Consider the following 16,539-nt stretch of genomic DNA (forward strand, 5'->3'; position numbering starts at 1 on the left):
TTTTGCCTTTCACAGCAGAACACTCGCGCAATCTCGCTTGTTTTCGATATTTTAATCCGTTAAGTTGGCAACCCTGTTTTACAACCTGCGGCTGTTCGTAACGATGTCTCCACTCCGATATTGCTAGCCTCCGGCCTCGACCCCGGAGGCGCCCCCTTCCTTGCCCTGGCACTCTTTTTCTCAATCCCGGATGGATACTATGAACACCAAGACTCTCGGTTGTACCCTGCTTATCGCCGGCACCACCATAGGGGCCGGCATGCTGGCCCTGCCGCTGGCCTCTTCGTCCCTGGGTGGCCCCGCCACCCTGTTGCTGATGGTCGGCCTCTGGGCCCTGATGGCCTTCACCGCCATGCTGCAGGTGGAAGCCAGCCTCAACACCGGCAAGTGGTACCTGCACCAGCTGGCGGATCACCTGCTCGGCCCCTGGGGCAAGCGCATCGCCTCCTTCTGCATCCTGATGCTGTTCTACGCGCTGGCCTCCGCCTACATCAGCGGCGGCAGCAGCCTGCTGGTTCAGGCCCTGACCGATGCCGGCATGAGCGTCAGCCAGGAGCAGGCGGCCTGGGCCTTCACTCTGCTGTTCGGCGGCATGGTCTGCGTCGGCACCAAACAGGTGGATTACCTCAACCGCCTGATGTTCACCGTGAAACTGGTGATCATGGTGGGGGTACTGGCCCTGTTGCTGCCGCGCGCCGAGGGGCAACACCTGCTTGCCATGCCGCTCGGTCAGGGCTTGCTGCTGGCGGGCCTGCCGGTGATCTTCACCTCCTTCGGTTTTCACGGCTCCATCCCCAGCGTCATGCTCTACCTGGGCGATTGCCCCAGGCAGCTACGCAGGGTCTTCGTGTGGGGCTCCGCCCTCCCCCTCATCCTCTACGTGCTGTGGCAGGTGGCGATCCTGGGGCTGCTGGGCCAGCAATCCCTGATCCAGACCGGTGGCGCCCTGGACAGCCTGCTCGCCAGCGTCGGCAACCTGGTGAACTGGCCCGCCTTCAACCAGGCCATGCACCTCTTTGCGGATCTCGCGCTCGCCACCTCCTTCCTCGGGGTGACGCTGGGGCTGTTCGACTTCATGGCCAAGGTGACCCAACGCAAGGACAACTGGCAGGGGCGCACCCAGACCGGTCTCATCACCTTCGTGCCACCGCTGCTGTTCGCCCTCTACTTCCCCCAGGGCTTCATCATGGCGCTCGGCTACGCGGCCATCGCGCTGGCGGTGCTGGCGGTGCTGCTGCCGGTGGCCCTAGTGTGGCAGAGCCGCAAGCAAGCCGAGCCCCACCACTACCGGGTTCCGGGCGGCGTGCTGGCCCTGGGTCTGGCCGGTGCCATGGGGGTACTGATCGTCGGCGTCCAGGTCAGCGTCAGCCTCGGCATGCTGCCCGCGCTCTAAGCCGCGACTTTCCCTGCGGCTCGCGAGAGGCCCCGCCAACCGGGTTGGCGGGGCCTCTCGCCATTTGCCCGCCCTGCGGCGGGATGCCGGTCCTTGTCCCTCTGCCTCCACTCTCTGCTTTCACTCTCTCCATCCGCGTCCCGATATGAACAAAATGCCATATGTATGTACATATATGGACAACTCCACCATACTGAGAACAAGGCGAACCCACACCGAGGTTCGCCCCGATGCAACCCATAAGGAGGAGCCATGGTCGCCACAGCACAAGCCACTCACCGGGACAATGCCGTCGATCCCAGCAAGGCGCTGCCGGTGGTGTTCCGCATCCTGGACAAATGGCGGTGCAGCACGGATGAACAGCTGACGCTGCTCGGCATCTCTTCCCGCTCGACTCTGAACAAGTACAAGGAGGCGAGCGGTGGCATCCGTCTCAGCGCCGATCTGCAGGAGCGGATGAGCTACATCCTCAACATCCACAAGAGCCTGCGGGTGCTGTTCAGCGTCGATGACAGCATCTACGGCTGGGTGCGCAAGCCCAACAGCCACCCCTTCTTCGCCGGGCGCAGCGCCATGGACGTCATGCAGGGGGGTCGCGTCGCCGATCTCTATGAGGTGGCCACCCGGTTGCACGCCTGGCGCGGAGGCATGGCCTGATGTCCGCGATGCCGCCATCGCGCGAGCTACTGGATCAGCAGGCCTTTCGCATCATCCCGAGCCGCTATCCCCCCATCTGCCTCTATGAGGACGTGGCCAACGCGGACGAGCTGGAGGCGGTCTGGGCCGTCGAGGCCCTGACCAACGATCGCCTGCGGGAAGAGGCCGGGGAGCTGGCGCGAGTGCCGAAAGAGGATTGGCTGGTGGGGCTGGCCGGCGGTAGCTATGTGATGGCCGCCTTCACCCACCTCAATCCCGAGGGGGCCCGCTTCACCACGGGGGACTTCGGCGGCTACTACTGCGCCCCCCTGCTCGACACCGCGGTGAAAGAGACCGTCTATCACCAGGAGCGGATCTTCGGCTACACCAATGAACCGCCCCAGAAGCTGCAGATGCGGGTGCTGCACACCGAGTTTTGCGCCCGTCTCGTCGATATCCGGGGGGAGGATTACCTCGCCTCCCCCCTCTATCACGCCACCGACTATGGCCACTCCCAGGCCTTCGCCCGGGAGCAGAGGCACGGCGGGGCGGACGGCATTCACTATCGCTCGGTGCGCCACAGCGGCCACGACTGCTATGTGCTCTACCGCCCCCGCCTCATCACCAAAATTCACCAGACCCAGCATCTGGAATACCACTGGAACGGCAGCGCCATCGCCAATGTGCTCGAGATAAGGCTCTACGGGGAATAACCACCCAAAACATAAAAATCCTGCCAATTTAATGGGTGTATGGAGATGGTATTCACCTGGTAGTTGCCCACAAAAGGGAGTGGTCATACGGTTTCAAACCGGATAACAAAACGGAACCCCTACCGTGTTATCTGGAGTCACCGTATGACCACCAACGAGAAAGTAACACGTCGCAAACTCAGCCTGCTAAAGCTCTCCAAAGAGCTCAATAACGTCAGCAAAGCCTGCAAGCTCATCGGCTACAGCCACCAGCAGTTCTACGAAATCCGCCGTAACTACCAGACCTATGGCGCCGAGGGCTTGCTCGACAAACTGTCCGGCTGTAAAGGAGCTCATCCCAACCAGGTCGATCCCGAGATTGAGCAGGCTATCCTCGATTACTCCCTCACCAAGCCTACTCACGGCCCGCTGCGGGTGGCGCAAGAGCTCGCTCTGCAAGGCATCAACGCCAGTGCCGGTGGGATACGTGACGTGTGGCAACGTCACGACCTGCTCTCCAAGCAGGATCGCTTGTTGCGCCTCGAGAAAACCCATTGGGAGCAGACGATTGAGCTCAATGACGAGCAGATTCGCCTGCTCGAGCGCTTCAGCCCCGAGTTTCGCGAACGCCAGATTGAGGTCCACTACACCGGGGAACTGGTGGCGTCGATAGGGGCGCTCAAGGGAGTTGGGCTGCTACAGCCGCCAGGCTTAGGGACGGCTCTAAACCAGCAAGCTGCCGGTGAGCTCGGTTCATGTGCTCAACGAAACGGTGCTGCCATTCTTCGAGGCTCACGAAGCACATGTGGGACAACGGGCGCGAGTTCTGTGGGCACCCTGACCATTATCCCTACGAGCTGTTCCTGCAATTTGAGGGGATTGAATAGCGGACAACCAATAAACACAGGCCGCAAAGCAACGCCTTTATCGAACGGCTGCATCGCACACTGCTGGATGAACACTTCCGTATCAAGGGGCGGACAACCTGGTATGAGTAGATTGAGCAGATGCAAACAGACCTGAATAGCTACCTAGAACACTACAACACCCAGCGGCCACATCAGGGCAGGATGATGGAGGGGCAGACCCCCCACTCCATGTTCAAAAAGGGTCTGAAATTGATACTGAAGGAAGTGTGCTATGAAATAGAATAAGCAAGACACCGGTTTGATGCCGGTGTCAGGTGATAACTAGATCTGTACAATCTGTATATATATCCGGTCCAATCCATAGCTAAGTTACTTGTTTGCGCGGAATCTTTACTGCATTAATGTCACTCTAGACAACTGATCACTCCGATCAAACTGAAGATGCAGAATGTAATTATCTACTCGGTATTTTATCCATCGCTCGATATAACCTAAAAGTGCATCCCCCCTCCCACCTCCAGTTGCCGAAGGCGTTCCAAATAACTGGATGAAATCTGACTCACAACCATAAGCAGGTAAGGGTAACTCTCCGGCATATACAGAAAAACCTTCGGAAGCTTGCATGTACAGACTAATTTGACTTATCAAACTATCCTCCAGCAAAATTAAAACACCTGACCTGTAAAAAGAGTAATAATCTCGGTCGCCCAAAACACTACTATCAATAATAGGCAACTCATTAAGTTTCTGAGAAACATTGATAAACTCGCCACTCATTATCTGACGACCTAAAACCCCAATCAAATCACTCCACATCAACATTATTTAATAACTCCTATTTGTCGATTCCTTTCAATAATTAGACCTATAGCGTTATCGACCTTAGCTGGTTCATAACCACGCTTTATCATATTTTCTCTCAACAAAATGGTGGCTGTCCCAGAATTGCGTCTCAAAAAGATGTGTGTTCCAATACGCCCTTACTGCCCTAACAACTTCTTGAACCAGTTTTTAGCTGGAGTAGTAGCAGGAGGAGATGCTTCCGGTTGAGTTTCAACATCTGAACGTACTGGGTGAGTGCTAGGCCCATCTGGGCGCAATAAATCGCCAGGGTAGTGTTCATGGCCAAGGCACAAACTATCATCCAATCCAAATGCTTTGACTGCTGCAACGGCCTCTACACACCACCGTCCAAAATATGCGCCTCCCTCAAAATTCTGATCGCCGTAGGTATACCAATATGGACGCTCATACATAGCAGTGGCTGGTGCATTCCCCGGTTTAGCGGGGCGGTCCAGCTCTCGGTACCAGTTTTCAACAAACTCAGCCAGTAGACACGGCTGTTGCTCTACGGGAGCATCTATGGCGTTAAGTAACCGCTGATAAGGCTTGGGGTGGCAGAGCGCTTCGCCAATTGTTCGCCCTTGCTGGCGGCTGGCGATCACTCGATCAAGCAAAGCATCCTCACCCTCATTGCCAATCAACGCCAGTAAACGTTGCCACTGTTCATCGGGAATATCCAACGCCAACGCCAATCCAACAAGCCAGAAGCAGACGATATAATGGTCAAGGTTTACTTGCCAAGCATGACGAGTATATTGCTGTTGCTCGGTAAAAACGTCTCGGCCCAATCGTTCGGACTCCTCCCAAGCGTCTAGCAAGGGCGGAAAATATTGGGCCAGCTCTTTAATGCCATCACCTCGTGAATAGCGGCGAAGTATTTCGTGCCAATTTTTTTTCACTATTTCAAATAAAAATTGAGGCCTATACTCTTTATTTTCTGATGGCAAACAGCTCTGACTAAAAAAATCAGCTATAGACTCATCGCCATAAATTACCCACTCATCCCAGTAATGCTGACTTCCTTCAGCCGCTCTAATCATTTCTTATTCCATATTATTTTTGATGACACATCGGGATTTGAAATAAGTTTCCCATCCTTGCCCATAATACCAACAGTCACCCTACCATGAGGATCCGTATGCACCACCACCTCTCTATTCTACCTGCATCCATTGATTTAATTATATTGTCGGCTAAGCGCTCATTTTTTCCAGCTGACTCTAATATTCGGTTGTAATGAGTCTTACTACCCAATAGCCAACCATCACTCCCTTGTAAACCATCCTTGGTCATCCCTTGTTTTGACGAGCCGAACTTGTACTCCACCACAAGATAATCCACACCCGGTTTATCGATTATGTACAAACCATCAATACCAGTTTGACCCACTCCGGGAACTCGGCCGATTTCCTGTGCACCAGGGATAGCCTGCTGGATCTTCTGCGAACCCAACAAATCGCCAATTACCCCTTTTTGCGCATTGGTTAACGTCCGAAAATCCATCAGAGGACGGCCATTGCTGGCAAATGTGCCACCATTTTTGACCAGCAACTCATAACTGGTCAGCCCTCCGCCTAACGCATCCAAAGCAACTGAAGTGGCCTTGCCCGTCACTTTAGTGACAACCAGAGCCCCACCTTTCGCCAAACCGGCACCGCCAGCAACCAGACTCGCGATATCGGTCACCAGCTTACCGCTTTCAACGCCTACATTGAATGAGCCACTGGCCCCGGCTTTTTGGTATTCCGCTTTCAGCTTCTCGATCCGTGCAATGTAAGATTGCTTCATTACATCCGAGACTTTTCCCAATGCATCACCACTGTTAAACAGTGCCTTCAGCGCATCAAGGGTTTCTATGGGGCTGCTGGCTGCTTTCACTATCCCTTCAGCCGTTTCATACAGACTGGCAGGTACTCCCGCAGCCATTCCCGCCGCAAAGCTCCCATCCTGTCCCAGATCGATAGCAGCCCATTTAACCCGAGTTTGCAAACAGGCTTGGGGGGTGGTGCAGTTAGACAACTCTTTATCTCTTTGTGCCTTTTGTTGGTGGCTGAGGTAGTTATACCTATGCACCGTCTCCGCCCGGTCAGCACCGGTATCGAAGTCATTTTCATCCCCAGTGACGGCTACTGCCGCCAACCCACCCAACACCTTATTGAGCGCGACCTGATACTCCTCGTTACCGCCAAATGCACTCAAGCTCCAGTTACTGGCAAGTTCCGACATGGCACCGCCTGCAGCGCCTGCAGCGCCTGCAGCGCCTGCAGCGCCTGCAGCGAACTTGCCCCCGGTAATCTCGGCAATGGCCCCGCTGGTGATCCCATGAGCGGCAATTTTTCCTGCCTCTGCCAACGGGCTGTTGGCAGCATCAAATTTAATGCCTTGATCCCCTATCCAGTTGGCGGTGGACTTACCCACTTCCCCCTGAATATTGGAGAGCAAACTGGCTTTAAACGCATCCGCAAAGTGGGAGCCATTGATGGTGGTGTTAATGCCTGCAGTTACGGCTGAGTGGCTCGTCACCCGGTTGAAGGTATCCCAGGAAAGTAGGTCGGATGTGGCAGGCTGGCTGGCTGCATTAGCCTTTTGCGCCCACCCCATCGCATTGTCCAGCCCTTGCAACGCCCCTGCACTAGCCACCGAAGTCGCCAATTGTTTGATATTGGCACTGCTGCCCATCTCCTTCAGTACCGCACCCAGGTTGCCACCGTTATTGATCGTGGAAACTGTCGCCTGGCTGACCAAGGTACTAAACGCCGCGTTGGCCATTGCAGCCGAGACCGTTCCTTCAGCTGCCCCCATCGCCAAGGCGCCGGCCCCTCCTGTTGCAACAGCCAAGGCAATGGCAATAATGGCTGAAGCAACAGGACTCAAACTTTGCTGGCTATAGCTCCACTGCTCATACGCTTCCTGCACTGCCTCCATCTGTACGCCCGGCATGGTACGTACTTGTTCCACCCAAGCCATACCGGGTTGCGTCGCCAATGTATCCAGCCGTGCCTGTAGGCTTTCACCTTCACGTTGGCCCACTTGCAACAACACCCCCTGACCCGCGGTGATGTTGATCTCGGCCCCGTCCAACTGGTTCTGGCGTTCTGTGGTGCTGTTGGTGCCATTGCCGGACATCTTCACCATGACACCGCTCTTCTTCTCATCCTTGCGATAGAAGTGTTCATCGGTGGCGGTCAACAAGTCGAAGTACTTAGGACACCCACCTTTTTACTACCTTTCTGAGTAGTGCGTCTTGGTTGGTTATCTATGCTGTGATGGATGTCGATGTCAGGGTTATGCGCGGGGAAGACAAACTGACCAGAATGAGTTGGAGCCCCTTGTTTAGACAGACCATGACCGACACCAGAGAAATATCTGAATTTGAAATAAAGCAGGATTTGACGCATCAAAGTAGCGGCTGGTGACAGCACCGTTGGCCGCAATGCCGGGTAAATTGCAATAGTCCCAGATTGTGCGATCTAGTGATCACCTGTCACCCACCACTCTGATGCTTTGGCATTGAAGCAGCGTCACTCGCTTCAGCCAGCGAATCTCATTCAGCCCCAACCGCGCCAGGATGGGAGCAAGATGAGCCGAAATATGGCCACGCTTGTCTGCTCTGATGGAGCGACCGGTCCAGTCCACCAGCATCAGATAATCGGTAAAGGTATAGACCATACGTTTTCACTGGCTGACAAACAGCAGAAAGGGTGGCAATGATGCTTTGGGTTTCTCGCCAACTCACCACATCTTGCTGCGACCCTCAGAAGCAAGCCATTGAGGCGCTAAGCAATATCCAGGCAAACACATCCACTCGAGAGCCAGATGCCATGACCATAGTGCCCATCTACGCGGCCCTGCTCGCCCTGCTCTTTGTCTTGCTCAGCGTACGCACCATTCGCACCCGCCGCCGTCAGGGAGTGGCGCTGGGGCACGGGGATGATCCCGCCATGCTGCGAGTCATGCGGGTACATGCCAACTTTGCCGAGTATGTCCCCCTCGCGCTGCTGCTCATCTATTTTGTCGAAGCCTCCGGCCACACGCCCTGGCTAGTCCATCTGCTGGGAGCCACCCTGTTGTTTGCCCGCCTCTGCCACGCCTTTGGCATGAGCCGCACGCCGGAGAATTTCCGCTACAGGGTACTGGGCATGGGGCTCACCTTCACGGTGATCCTGGTGAGCGCGGCCCATATCCTGATCACCCCCCTGCTCCCCTGACTCTTTCACTGCCAACATCTGATTCACCAAAACCCGATTCACCAAAAAAAGAAGCCCCGCCAGATTGGCGGGGCTTTTTTAACAACCGAACAGCCGGGGAGCCTGGCTCCCGAGCCGCTTACTGGTTATGGCTGGCGCGGCGGGGGCGACGGGCCTGGGCCGGTTTGGCTGCACCGCCTTCCGGACGGGCACCGCCCTGGGGCTTGCCGCCGTTGCCACCACGACCACCGCCTGCATTGACACCATTACCGGAGCGGCCGGCGCCCTGGCGTTGGCCCTGGCCTTGACCTTGCGGACGGGGTGCACGGCGCTGCTCGCTCGGATCCCGGGGCTCCTTGCGCAGCGGCGCACCTATGCCGCGGCTTATGTTATCGAGCGTCTCGCGGGAGGCCTCAAAACCGGGCACCTGCTCGCAGGGGATGTTCTGCTTGGTCAACCGCTCGATGGCCTTGATGAGCTTGCCCTCGTCGGCCGCCACCAGGGAGATGGCATGACCGGCGGCGCCGGCACGGCCGGTACGGCCGATGCGGTGCACGTAATCTTCCGCCACGTTCGGCAGCTCGAAGTTCACCACCTGGGGCAGCTTGTCGATGTCGAGGCCACGGGCCGCGATATCGGTCGCCACCATCACCCGCACGCTGCCGTCCTTGAAGCCGGACAGGGCGCGGGTACGGGCGCCCTGGCTCTTGTTGCCGTGGATGGCGGCGGCGCTGATGCCGTCTTTCTCGAGCTTCTCGGCAACCCGGTTGGCGATGTGCTTGGTGCGGGTGAACACCAGCACCTGCTGCCAGTCGTTGCTGGAGATGAGGTGGCTCAGGAGCGCGATCTTGTTGGCCTTGTCGCAGGGGTGCACCAGCTGCTCGATGCGCTCGGCGGTGCTGTTGCGCGGGGCCACTTCGATCACCGCCGGGTTGTCCAGCAGGCCCGTGGCCAGCTCGCGGATCTCGTCGGCGAAGGTGGCGGAGAACAGCAGGTTCTGGCGCTTCTTCGGCAGCAGGGCCAGGATGCGGCGAATGTCGCGGATAAAGCCCATGTCGAGCATGCGATCCGCTTCATCCAGCACCAGGATCTCCACCTCGTCGAACTTCACGGCGTTCTGGTTGTAGAGATCCATCAGGCGGCCCGGGCAGGCCACCAGCACGTCCAGACCACGGCGGGTCGCCATCATCTGGGGGTTGATGCTCACGCCGCCGAAGACCACGTGGCTACGAATGGGCAGGTGCTTGCCGTAATTGCGCACGCTCTCGCCCACCTGGGCGGCCAGCTCGCGGGTCGGGGTCAGCACCAGGGCGCGGATGCGATTGGGGGAGACCTTGCGCTTGCTTTCGGTCAAACGCTGCAGCATCGGCAGGGTGAAGCCTGCGGTCTTGCCGGTCCCGGTCTGGGCGGCGGCCATCAGGTCGCGGCCAGCTAGGACGGCGGGGATCGCTTGTTGCTGGATGGGAGACGGGGTGTCGTAGCCTTGCTCGGCAACGGCACGCAACAAGGGTTCGGCCAGACCGAGGGAAGTAAAACTCATAGTTACCTGCTAGGGATAGGGGCGCCGGGGTTTTGTGGTGGGGCTCCTCTGCTGAGCCGATGCCATCTCACAGGATCCGGGCCTATGGAGAAAACACGATTTCCCCGGGGAGCAGAGCAAAGGGGAAAGAATAGAGGCGCAGTCTAACGGAGTTGGCGCACTTACACGAGGAAAATGTGATGGGCCTCCCAGCACGGGTGGAAAAGCCGGTCAGGGCACGGCAGAATGGCGAAAATGCGGCCGTATGGATCTGGGCCCCTGCACATGATGGAGAGGGCGGCGCAACACACGGAACAGGAGGTTCTGCTTGAGAAGGATGTTCACCCCCACCGTCATCCGGCGCATGCTGGTTCTCGCCTTGCCCCTCGTCCTGAGCCTGCCGCTCAGCGCCAGGGAGACACTGTCGGTGGCCTGGAGCCACTGGCCCCCCTTCAGCCAGATCGAGGCCGATGGCGAACTCGGCGGGCTGGACGTGACCCTGACCCGCCGGATCCTGGGCGAGGCTGGCCTTCACCCCACCTTTCGCAACCTCCCCTGGGCCCGGGCCCTGCACCTCGTGGAGCGCCAGCAGCTGGATGTCGCCATGGGCGCCCTGAAGACCCCGGAGCGGGAGCGTTTCGCCCGCTTCTCGGCCCCCTACCGGCGCGCCAGTTTCGTGCTGCTGAGCCATCGCCCCGGGCCGGGCGAACCCGATCGCTGGCAAGGGCTGGAGCGGCTGACGGATCTGTGCCAAACGACTGGGCTGCACCTTGGCAAGCTGCGGGGCACCCGCCCCCTGCCCCTGAGCGAGGAGTGCCCCGCCCTCAGGCAGGCAACCGAATACAACTCGGACGACAGGCTGATCACCCTCTTGCTAGCGCGTCGCCTCGACGGCGTCATCATGGAGTGGCAACACGCCCACCACAGGCTCGAACAGCTCGGGGCAAGCGGCTTCACCCAGTGCCAGGTGCTGCTGCACCAGCAGCCGGTGAGCCTGATGCTTGCAAGGGAAGCCGTGAGCGAGGCAACCCTGGCCCGCATCGATGCCGCCATCGCCACCCTGCCCCCGCCCAGCCCCGCCTTTGCCACGCCGGAGTGCCGCCTCGATGCCACCCCGCCCCCTGACGACGGAGGCTCTTAACCAGCCCCATCAAAAAGGCGACCCTGGGGTCGCCTTGTCGTCTCTGGTGATCACTCACCCTGACCTCTGCGCGATCAGCGCAGCTGCGGGGTCTGGGTGTGCACGCCCTGGTTCTGGGCGCGGTGACGCAGCAAGTGATCCATCAGCACCAGGGCCAGCATGGCCTCGGCGATGGGCACGGCACGGATGCCGACGCAGGGGTCGTGACGTCCCTTGGTGATCATCTCGGTGGCCTCGCCGCTGGTGGTGATGGTCTTGCCCGGCACCGTGATGCTGGAGGTGGGCTTGAGCGCCATGCTCACCACTATCTCCTGACCGGAGGAGATGCCACCCAGAATGCCGCCCGCGTGATTGCTGGCAAAACCGCTCGGGGTCATCTCGTCCCGGTGCTCGGAGCCTTTTTGCTCCACCACCGCGAAGCCGTCACCGATCTCGACCCCCTTCACCGCATTGATGCCCATCATGGCGTGGGCAATGTCGGCGTCGAGGCGGTCGAACACCGGCTCACCCAGGCCGACCGGCACGTTGCGCGCCACCACGCACACCTTGGCCCCCACGCTGTTGCCCTCTTTCTTGAGGGCACGCATGTATTCATCCAGCGCCTCCAGCTTGCCCGCATCGGGGAAGAAGAAGGGGTTCTGCTCGATCTGGCTCTCGTCGAACCCTTCCGCCTTGATGGGGCCGAGCTGGGAGAGGAAGCCCACGATCTCGATGCCGTGCACCTGTTTCAGGTACTTCTTGGCGATGGCCCCCGCCGCGACCCGCATCGCGGTCTCACGGGCGGAGGAGCGGCCGCCGCCACGGTAATCGCGCTGGCCGTACTTCTGGTGATAGGTGTAGTCGGCGTGGCCCGGGCGGAACAGGTCCTTGATCTCGGAGTAGTCCTTGGAGCGCTGATCGGTGTTCTCGATCAAGAGCCCGATGGAGGTACCCGTGGTCCTGCCCTCGAACACCCCGGAGAGGATCTTCACCTCGTCCGCCTCGCGGCGCTGGGTGGTGTAGCGGGAGGTGCCGGGCTTGCGCCTGTCCAGATCCCCCTGCAGATCCGCCTCGCTTATCTCGAGCCCCGGCGGGCAGCCGTCGACCACGGCGCCCAGCGCCAGGCCGTGGCTCTCGCCGAAGGTGGTGACCCGAAAGAGTTGGCCAAAACTGTTCCCTGCCATGGATGCTCCTTGCTGCTTAGTTCTTGTAAATCGCGAAATGGGCCTGGTACTGCTCGAGCTCTGCACGGGTCATCACGAAGACGCCGTGGCCGCCGTTCTCGAACTCGACCCAGGTGAAGGGCACCTCGGGGAACTGGGCTTCCAGGTGGATCATGCTGTTGCCCACCTCGACCACCAGCACGCCGTCATCCTTCAGGAAATCGGCGGCGTTGGCCAGGATGCGCTTGGTGAGCTTGAGGCCATCGGAGCCCGACGCCAGGGCCAGCTCAGGCTCGTGCCGGAACTCCTCCGGCAGATCCGACATGTCCTCGGAATCCACATAGGGGGGGTTGGAGACGATGAGATCGTACTTGTCACCCGCCGGCAGATCCCGGAACAGATCGGAGCGGATGGGGATGACCTGCTGCTCCAGCCCGTGATCGTTGATGTTGCGCTCGGCCACGTTGAGGGCATCGACGCTGATGTCGATGGCATCCACTTCCGCGTGGGGGAACTCGTGGGCCATGATGATGGCGATGCAGCCGGAGCCGGTGCACAGATCCATGATCCGGGTCGGCTCTTCTTTCAGGAAGGGGGCGAAGCGGTTGGCCACCAGCTCGGCGATGGGGGAGCGCGGAATGAGCACCCGCTCGTCCACGTAGAACTCCCAGCCCGCATACCAGGCCTTGTTGGTCAGGTAGGGGGCGGGAATGCGCTCCTGCACCCGGCGGATGATGAGCTCGGCGATGCGGTGACGCTCGCTGGTGGTCAGGCGGGAGTGGCGCATGGCGGGATCCACGTCCGGCGGCAGATGCAACGCGGGCAGCACCAGTTGCACGGCCTCATCCCAGGCGTTGTCGGTACCATGTCCGTAGAAGATCCCGGCGTCGTTGAAACGACTCATGGCCCAGCGCAACATGTCCTGGATGGTGTGCATCTCGGCAACCACCTCATCGATAAATATCTTGTCCAAATCCACCTCCAAGTCGAGTAATATCCGGCCCGAGCACCCACTGTATAGCGGGCAAGACGCATCTCTAAAAAACGAGTCTCTGATGAAAAAAACGCCCTCCCCCACAGACGAGGAAAGCCTGCTGTTTCGCGATGCGGTCAAAGGTACCCGGAAAATTAGGCAAGATACCATAAGGGCCGAGTTGCGCCCGGTCAAGCAGAAACGCGAAGTGCGGGAAAGCCGCGAAAAGCTTGGGGTTGACCACTTTTTCAGCGACGAGTACCAGCCCCATCTCGAGGCGGACGGACCGACCCGTTACGTGCGCGAAGACGTGTCAAAATTCGAGCTGAAAAAGCTCAAGCGCGGCAGCTATCCGCCGGAAATTTACCTCGACTTGCACGGCATGACCCAGCACCAGGCCAAGCAGGAGCTGGCGGCCCTGCTGACCCTGTGCCAAAAGGAGAACATTCACGTCGCCTCGGTGATGCACGGCATCGGCAAGCACATCCTCAAGCAGCGCATCCCGAGCTGGCTGGCCCAGCACCCCAATGTGCGCGCCTTTCACCAGGCGCCGCGGGAGTGGGGGGGCGAGAGCGCCATCCTGGTGCTGCTGGATGTCGAAGAGTAAAGGTCGCATCAGCCCCCATCCACCGGATCGAAAAGCGCGCCTCAGGGCGCGCTTTCCATATGCCGCTTGAAGTGGTCGAGTATGCTCTGCCAGCCGGCCCGCTGCTGCTCGCCGCTGTGCAGGGACTCGGCATCGAACGCCTCCTCCACCCGGGTACCGCCCCGCTCTGCCACGAACCGCACGCTCACCTCGCAGCCATCGTCCATGACATAGCCGAGCCCCGTCGGCGCCGTGACCTCGGTGAAGGTGCCCTCGAAGTCGAACTCCATGCTGCCATCCCTGGCCGCCATGTGGTGACAGAAGCGCCCACCCACCCGCAGATCCACCCGGCTGCTGGGGCAGTGCCACTCGGGGGAGGCGGCGTTCCACGCCATGATGCTGGCGGGGGTGTTCCAGCCCTGCCACACGGCGTCAATCGGCCGCGCGACCCATACGCTGACGCTTATCTTCATCTCACACTCCTGTGCAAAAGGCCTGACCGGCACTCCGGCCAAGCGGTCACTTTCTCTTGCAATACAAAGCCGGCCCCCTGATCTCACCGGTAAGGCGCCAGCTGAACGACTCGGCTATGCCTTAGTCAATAGCGAAGCTCATCCTGCCCTGTGGGACGATGGTAAAATATCGGTGGCTGAGCCGAGTCCAGCTTGACCACCAATCTGCCGCCGTTATGCAACTGCCACTCGAAGAAGTCGTCAAAACTTGCTCTCGTGAGGGCGCGGATCACCTTGGCCACCACCCCGTGTGCCACCAGCAATACCCGCTCACCAGGGTAGTCATGCACCAACTCGGCCAAGCCCTGGGAAATCCGCACTATCACCGCATCCAGCGACTCACCGCCGGGCGGCCCCTCAGCCCAACGTCGGGTGATGTTGCGCGCCCACAACTCGGGGTATCGATCCCTCGCCTCTGTCTGAGTCAGCCCCTCGAACAGCCCCACATGGCGTTCACGAAATGCAGGAACCGTTTTGATGGGCAGATCCAGTGCCAAGGAGATCCGCAGCGCGCTCTGCCTCGCCCGTAACAAAGGGGAGGTCAACAAACGCTGAAACGGCACCTCTCTGGCAAGATCCTGGGCCAGCGCTGCCACCTGCTCCCACCCTATCTCGTTAAGCCCGATATCCAGTGCTCCCAGATAACGTCCCTCGGCGTTGGCCTGAGTCTGTCCATGGCGGATCACCACCAGTTCCATCTTCCATCCTTGCTTCATCAGCCGTGGTCGACAGCCCTGACACCCGAAAGCGATCAGGGCCGAGACGGGGTTCAGCCCTGCGCCAAAAAATGGGCCACCAGGGCATTGGCATGACCGTGCCCCATGGCATGCTCGGCCTTGAGCCAGGCCACCAGGGCCATGTGTTTGCGCTCCTCCCGCCCCGCCAGCAGGGTCAGCCAGTGAGCGATCGGCTGGCCGTACTTCTGCTCGATGGCGGGAAAATAGGAGGCAGGCCCCCTCACCTTCTGTTGTTCATCCATGATGGCTTCTCCTCGGGGTAACCACAGGCTCAGGGTTTGGGGGCGAACTGCTCGAACACCTGCTGCCCTGTCAGGGTCGGGGTGTCGTTCTTGAGCGCATAAAAATCGGGTTTCTCGTCGATAAAGATCTGCCCGGTAAGCTCGAACACCTGTTCCTGAAACAGCCCGGCACAGAGGATGTACTCGTCCGTCGGCAGCAGATGGTAGAAAAGATGGGTGCCACAGGTGGGACAGAAGCCGCGCTCCGCCCACTCCGACGAGCGGTAGGCCACCGGGGCTATCCCGGTGAAGCGCACTTCCTTGCCGCCGTGTACCGCGAACATGGGTCCGCCGGACCAGCGCCGGCACATGGTGCAGTGACAGAGGTTGACCTCCTTGTGATCGCCGCTCGAGACGGTGATCCCGCCACACAGACAATGACCTTCCATGATGCCTCCTGAGAGTTGGGGCGGCAGACGGAATCAAGACTATCCTGGCTCCTTGCCGCACCCGATGAAGTAGCACGCAAACCAGGAAGGGGCAACTGACCATCTTGAGTAGCGTCACCAGGCTCAAGGCGGGGAATGGTCCCATCCCGTTCATGGCACCATGCCCCTGATGAGTCAGGTTCGCCCCATCTCCTGCAAGGCGATGCGGTTGCCCTCGCAATCCCTGAATTCCGCCACCCGGATCTGTTCGCTCACCCGGGTCACGGGGTAGAGACACTCCCCACCCAACTGCAGCGCCCGCCCCAGGGTCCGCTCGATGTCAGGCACCTGCAGATAGATCCGGGTGCCATCCAGGCTCGGCACATAGCTCTCCCCTTTCGCCAGAGCGCCTGAACTCCCCTCCTGCCCCTCATGCAGGGGGAAGAGCGCCATCTCGTTGCCATCGATCTCGACCGACTCCAGAGCAAGGTCGAAGACCGCTTCGTAGAAGCGGATGGCTCTCTCCAGATCCTGTACCGGAATTTCAAAATGAATGGCGATGTTCATGGTCATCCTCCCTCGGTGTGAATCCGCACTCTATCAGTGCCAAAAGAGGCGCAGCAAGCCAGCGCGGCGATCAACAAGGGAGGCGCGCGGCCT

18 protein-coding genes and 1 pseudogene are annotated in these 16,539 nt (G+C 59.5%); 7 read left to right on the plus strand and 12 right to left on the minus strand.

The features are described from left to right. Positions 1 to 199 precede the first annotated feature (199 nt). The 4 genes and pseudogenes from R2B70_RS10500 (at position 200) to R2B70_RS10515 (ending at position 3,875) form a co-directional block, all read left to right on the plus strand. The gene (locus R2B70_RS10500) at positions 200 to 1,393 is read left to right on the plus strand and encodes an aromatic amino acid transport family protein (RefSeq protein ID WP_318161412.1); all 1,194 of its coding nucleotides are present in this window, start codon (positions 200 to 202) and stop codon (positions 1,391 to 1,393) included. A 252-nt stretch (positions 1,394 to 1,645) separates the two neighbouring features. Further along, positions 1,646 to 2,050 (plus strand): MbcA/ParS/Xre antitoxin family protein, encoded by a 405-nt coding sequence (locus tag R2B70_RS10505; RefSeq protein ID WP_318161413.1) that lies wholly within the window; start codon positions 1,646 to 1,648, stop codon positions 2,048 to 2,050. 8 nt (positions 2,051 to 2,058) lie between these two features. Further along, on the plus strand, positions 2,059 to 2,742 hold the full coding sequence (locus R2B70_RS10510; protein ID WP_318161414.1) for an RES family NAD+ phosphorylase: 684 nt from the start codon (positions 2,059 to 2,061) through the stop codon (positions 2,740 to 2,742). Between the two features lie 144 nt (positions 2,743 to 2,886). Further along, positions 2,887 to 3,875 (plus strand): annotated as a pseudogene (locus R2B70_RS10515) (integrase core domain-containing protein). Positions 3,876 to 3,980: 105 nt separating this feature from the next. On the opposite strand, the gene R2B70_RS10520 reads toward R2B70_RS10515, so the two are convergent. From R2B70_RS10520 to R2B70_RS10535, 4 genes are all read right to left on the minus strand, one after another. Next, complete coding sequence (locus R2B70_RS10520; RefSeq protein ID WP_318161415.1) at positions 3,981 to 4,412, minus strand: hypothetical protein; 432 nt, start codon at positions 4,410 to 4,412, stop codon at positions 3,981 to 3,983. A 158-nt stretch (positions 4,413 to 4,570) separates the two neighbouring features. Beyond that, complete coding sequence (locus R2B70_RS10525) at positions 4,571 to 5,473, minus strand: PoNi-like cognate immunity protein (protein WP_318161416.1); 903 nt, start codon at positions 5,471 to 5,473, stop codon at positions 4,571 to 4,573. A 76-nt stretch (positions 5,474 to 5,549) separates the two neighbouring features. Further along, positions 5,550 to 7,625 carry a DUF637 domain-containing protein gene (locus tag R2B70_RS10530; protein ID WP_318161417.1) on the minus strand — a complete coding sequence of 692 codons (2,076 nt, stop codon included), beginning with the start codon at positions 7,623 to 7,625 and terminating at the stop codon, positions 5,550 to 5,552. A 285-nt stretch (positions 7,626 to 7,910) separates the two neighbouring features. Beyond that, entirely contained in the window at positions 7,911 to 8,102 is a 192-nt protein-coding gene (locus R2B70_RS10535; RefSeq protein WP_318161418.1) for a hypothetical protein, read from the minus strand. 152 nt (positions 8,103 to 8,254) lie between these two features. Here R2B70_RS10535 and R2B70_RS10540 point away from each other — a divergent pair, with 152 nt between their 5' ends. Next, positions 8,255 to 8,641 carry an MAPEG family protein gene (locus tag R2B70_RS10540; RefSeq protein WP_318161419.1) on the plus strand — a complete coding sequence of 129 codons (387 nt, stop codon included), beginning with the start codon at positions 8,255 to 8,257 and terminating at the stop codon, positions 8,639 to 8,641. A gap of 118 nt (positions 8,642 to 8,759) precedes the next feature. Here the strand turns inward: R2B70_RS10540 and R2B70_RS10545 are convergent, their stop codons facing one another. Then, positions 8,760 to 10,160, minus strand: a complete 1,401-nt coding sequence (locus tag R2B70_RS10545) for a DEAD/DEAH box helicase (RefSeq protein ID WP_318161420.1) — start codon at positions 10,158 to 10,160, stop codon at positions 8,760 to 8,762. 307 nt (positions 10,161 to 10,467) lie between these two features. Here R2B70_RS10545 and R2B70_RS10550 point away from each other — a divergent pair, with 307 nt between their 5' ends. Next, the gene (locus R2B70_RS10550; RefSeq protein ID WP_412055144.1) at positions 10,468 to 11,280 is read left to right on the plus strand and encodes a substrate-binding periplasmic protein; all 813 of its coding nucleotides are present in this window, start codon (positions 10,468 to 10,470) and stop codon (positions 11,278 to 11,280) included. A 74-nt stretch (positions 11,281 to 11,354) separates the two neighbouring features. Here the strand turns inward: R2B70_RS10550 and aroC are convergent, their stop codons facing one another. Both aroC and prmB read right to left on the minus strand, forming a co-directional pair. Then, positions 11,355 to 12,443 (minus strand): chorismate synthase, encoded by a 1,089-nt coding sequence (aroC, locus tag R2B70_RS10555; protein WP_209792459.1) that lies wholly within the window; start codon positions 12,441 to 12,443, stop codon positions 11,355 to 11,357. A 16-nt stretch (positions 12,444 to 12,459) separates the two neighbouring features. Beyond that, on the minus strand, positions 12,460 to 13,395 hold the full coding sequence (prmB, locus tag R2B70_RS10560) for a 50S ribosomal protein L3 N(5)-glutamine methyltransferase (protein ID WP_042075606.1): 936 nt from the start codon (positions 13,393 to 13,395) through the stop codon (positions 12,460 to 12,462). Positions 13,396 to 13,477: 82 nt separating this feature from the next. On the opposite strand from prmB, the gene smrB reads away from it, so the two are divergent. Next, entirely contained in the window at positions 13,478 to 14,002 is a 525-nt protein-coding gene (gene smrB / locus R2B70_RS10565) for an endonuclease SmrB (RefSeq protein ID WP_209792461.1), read from the plus strand. Between the two features lie 41 nt (positions 14,003 to 14,043). On the opposite strand, the gene R2B70_RS10570 is transcribed toward smrB, so the two are convergent. The 5 genes from R2B70_RS10570 to R2B70_RS10590 form a co-directional block, all read right to left on the minus strand. After that, positions 14,044 to 14,454 (minus strand): SRPBCC domain-containing protein, encoded by a 411-nt coding sequence (locus R2B70_RS10570; protein WP_318161421.1) that lies wholly within the window; start codon positions 14,452 to 14,454, stop codon positions 14,044 to 14,046. A 125-nt stretch (positions 14,455 to 14,579) separates the two neighbouring features. Next, positions 14,580 to 15,191 carry a histidine phosphatase family protein gene (locus R2B70_RS10575; RefSeq protein WP_318161422.1) on the minus strand — a complete coding sequence of 204 codons (612 nt, stop codon included), beginning with the start codon at positions 15,189 to 15,191 and terminating at the stop codon, positions 14,580 to 14,582. 71 nt (positions 15,192 to 15,262) lie between these two features. Further along, on the minus strand, positions 15,263 to 15,472 hold the full coding sequence (locus tag R2B70_RS10580; RefSeq protein WP_209792468.1) for a DUF4287 domain-containing protein: 210 nt from the start codon (positions 15,470 to 15,472) through the stop codon (positions 15,263 to 15,265). Positions 15,473 to 15,501: 29 nt separating this feature from the next. Then, on the minus strand, positions 15,502 to 15,900 hold the full coding sequence (locus tag R2B70_RS10585) for a GFA family protein (protein WP_216990312.1): 399 nt from the start codon (positions 15,898 to 15,900) through the stop codon (positions 15,502 to 15,504). Positions 15,901 to 16,074: 174 nt separating this feature from the next. Beyond that, positions 16,075 to 16,446 (minus strand): VOC family protein, encoded by a 372-nt coding sequence (locus R2B70_RS10590; protein ID WP_318161423.1) that lies wholly within the window; start codon positions 16,444 to 16,446, stop codon positions 16,075 to 16,077. Between the last annotated feature and the right edge of the window lie 93 nt (positions 16,447 to 16,539).

Source organism: Aeromonas sp. XH, from assembly GCF_033348475.1.
In the GTDB taxonomy this organism is placed as follows: Bacteria; Pseudomonadota; Gammaproteobacteria; order Enterobacterales; family Aeromonadaceae; genus Aeromonas; species Aeromonas sanarellii.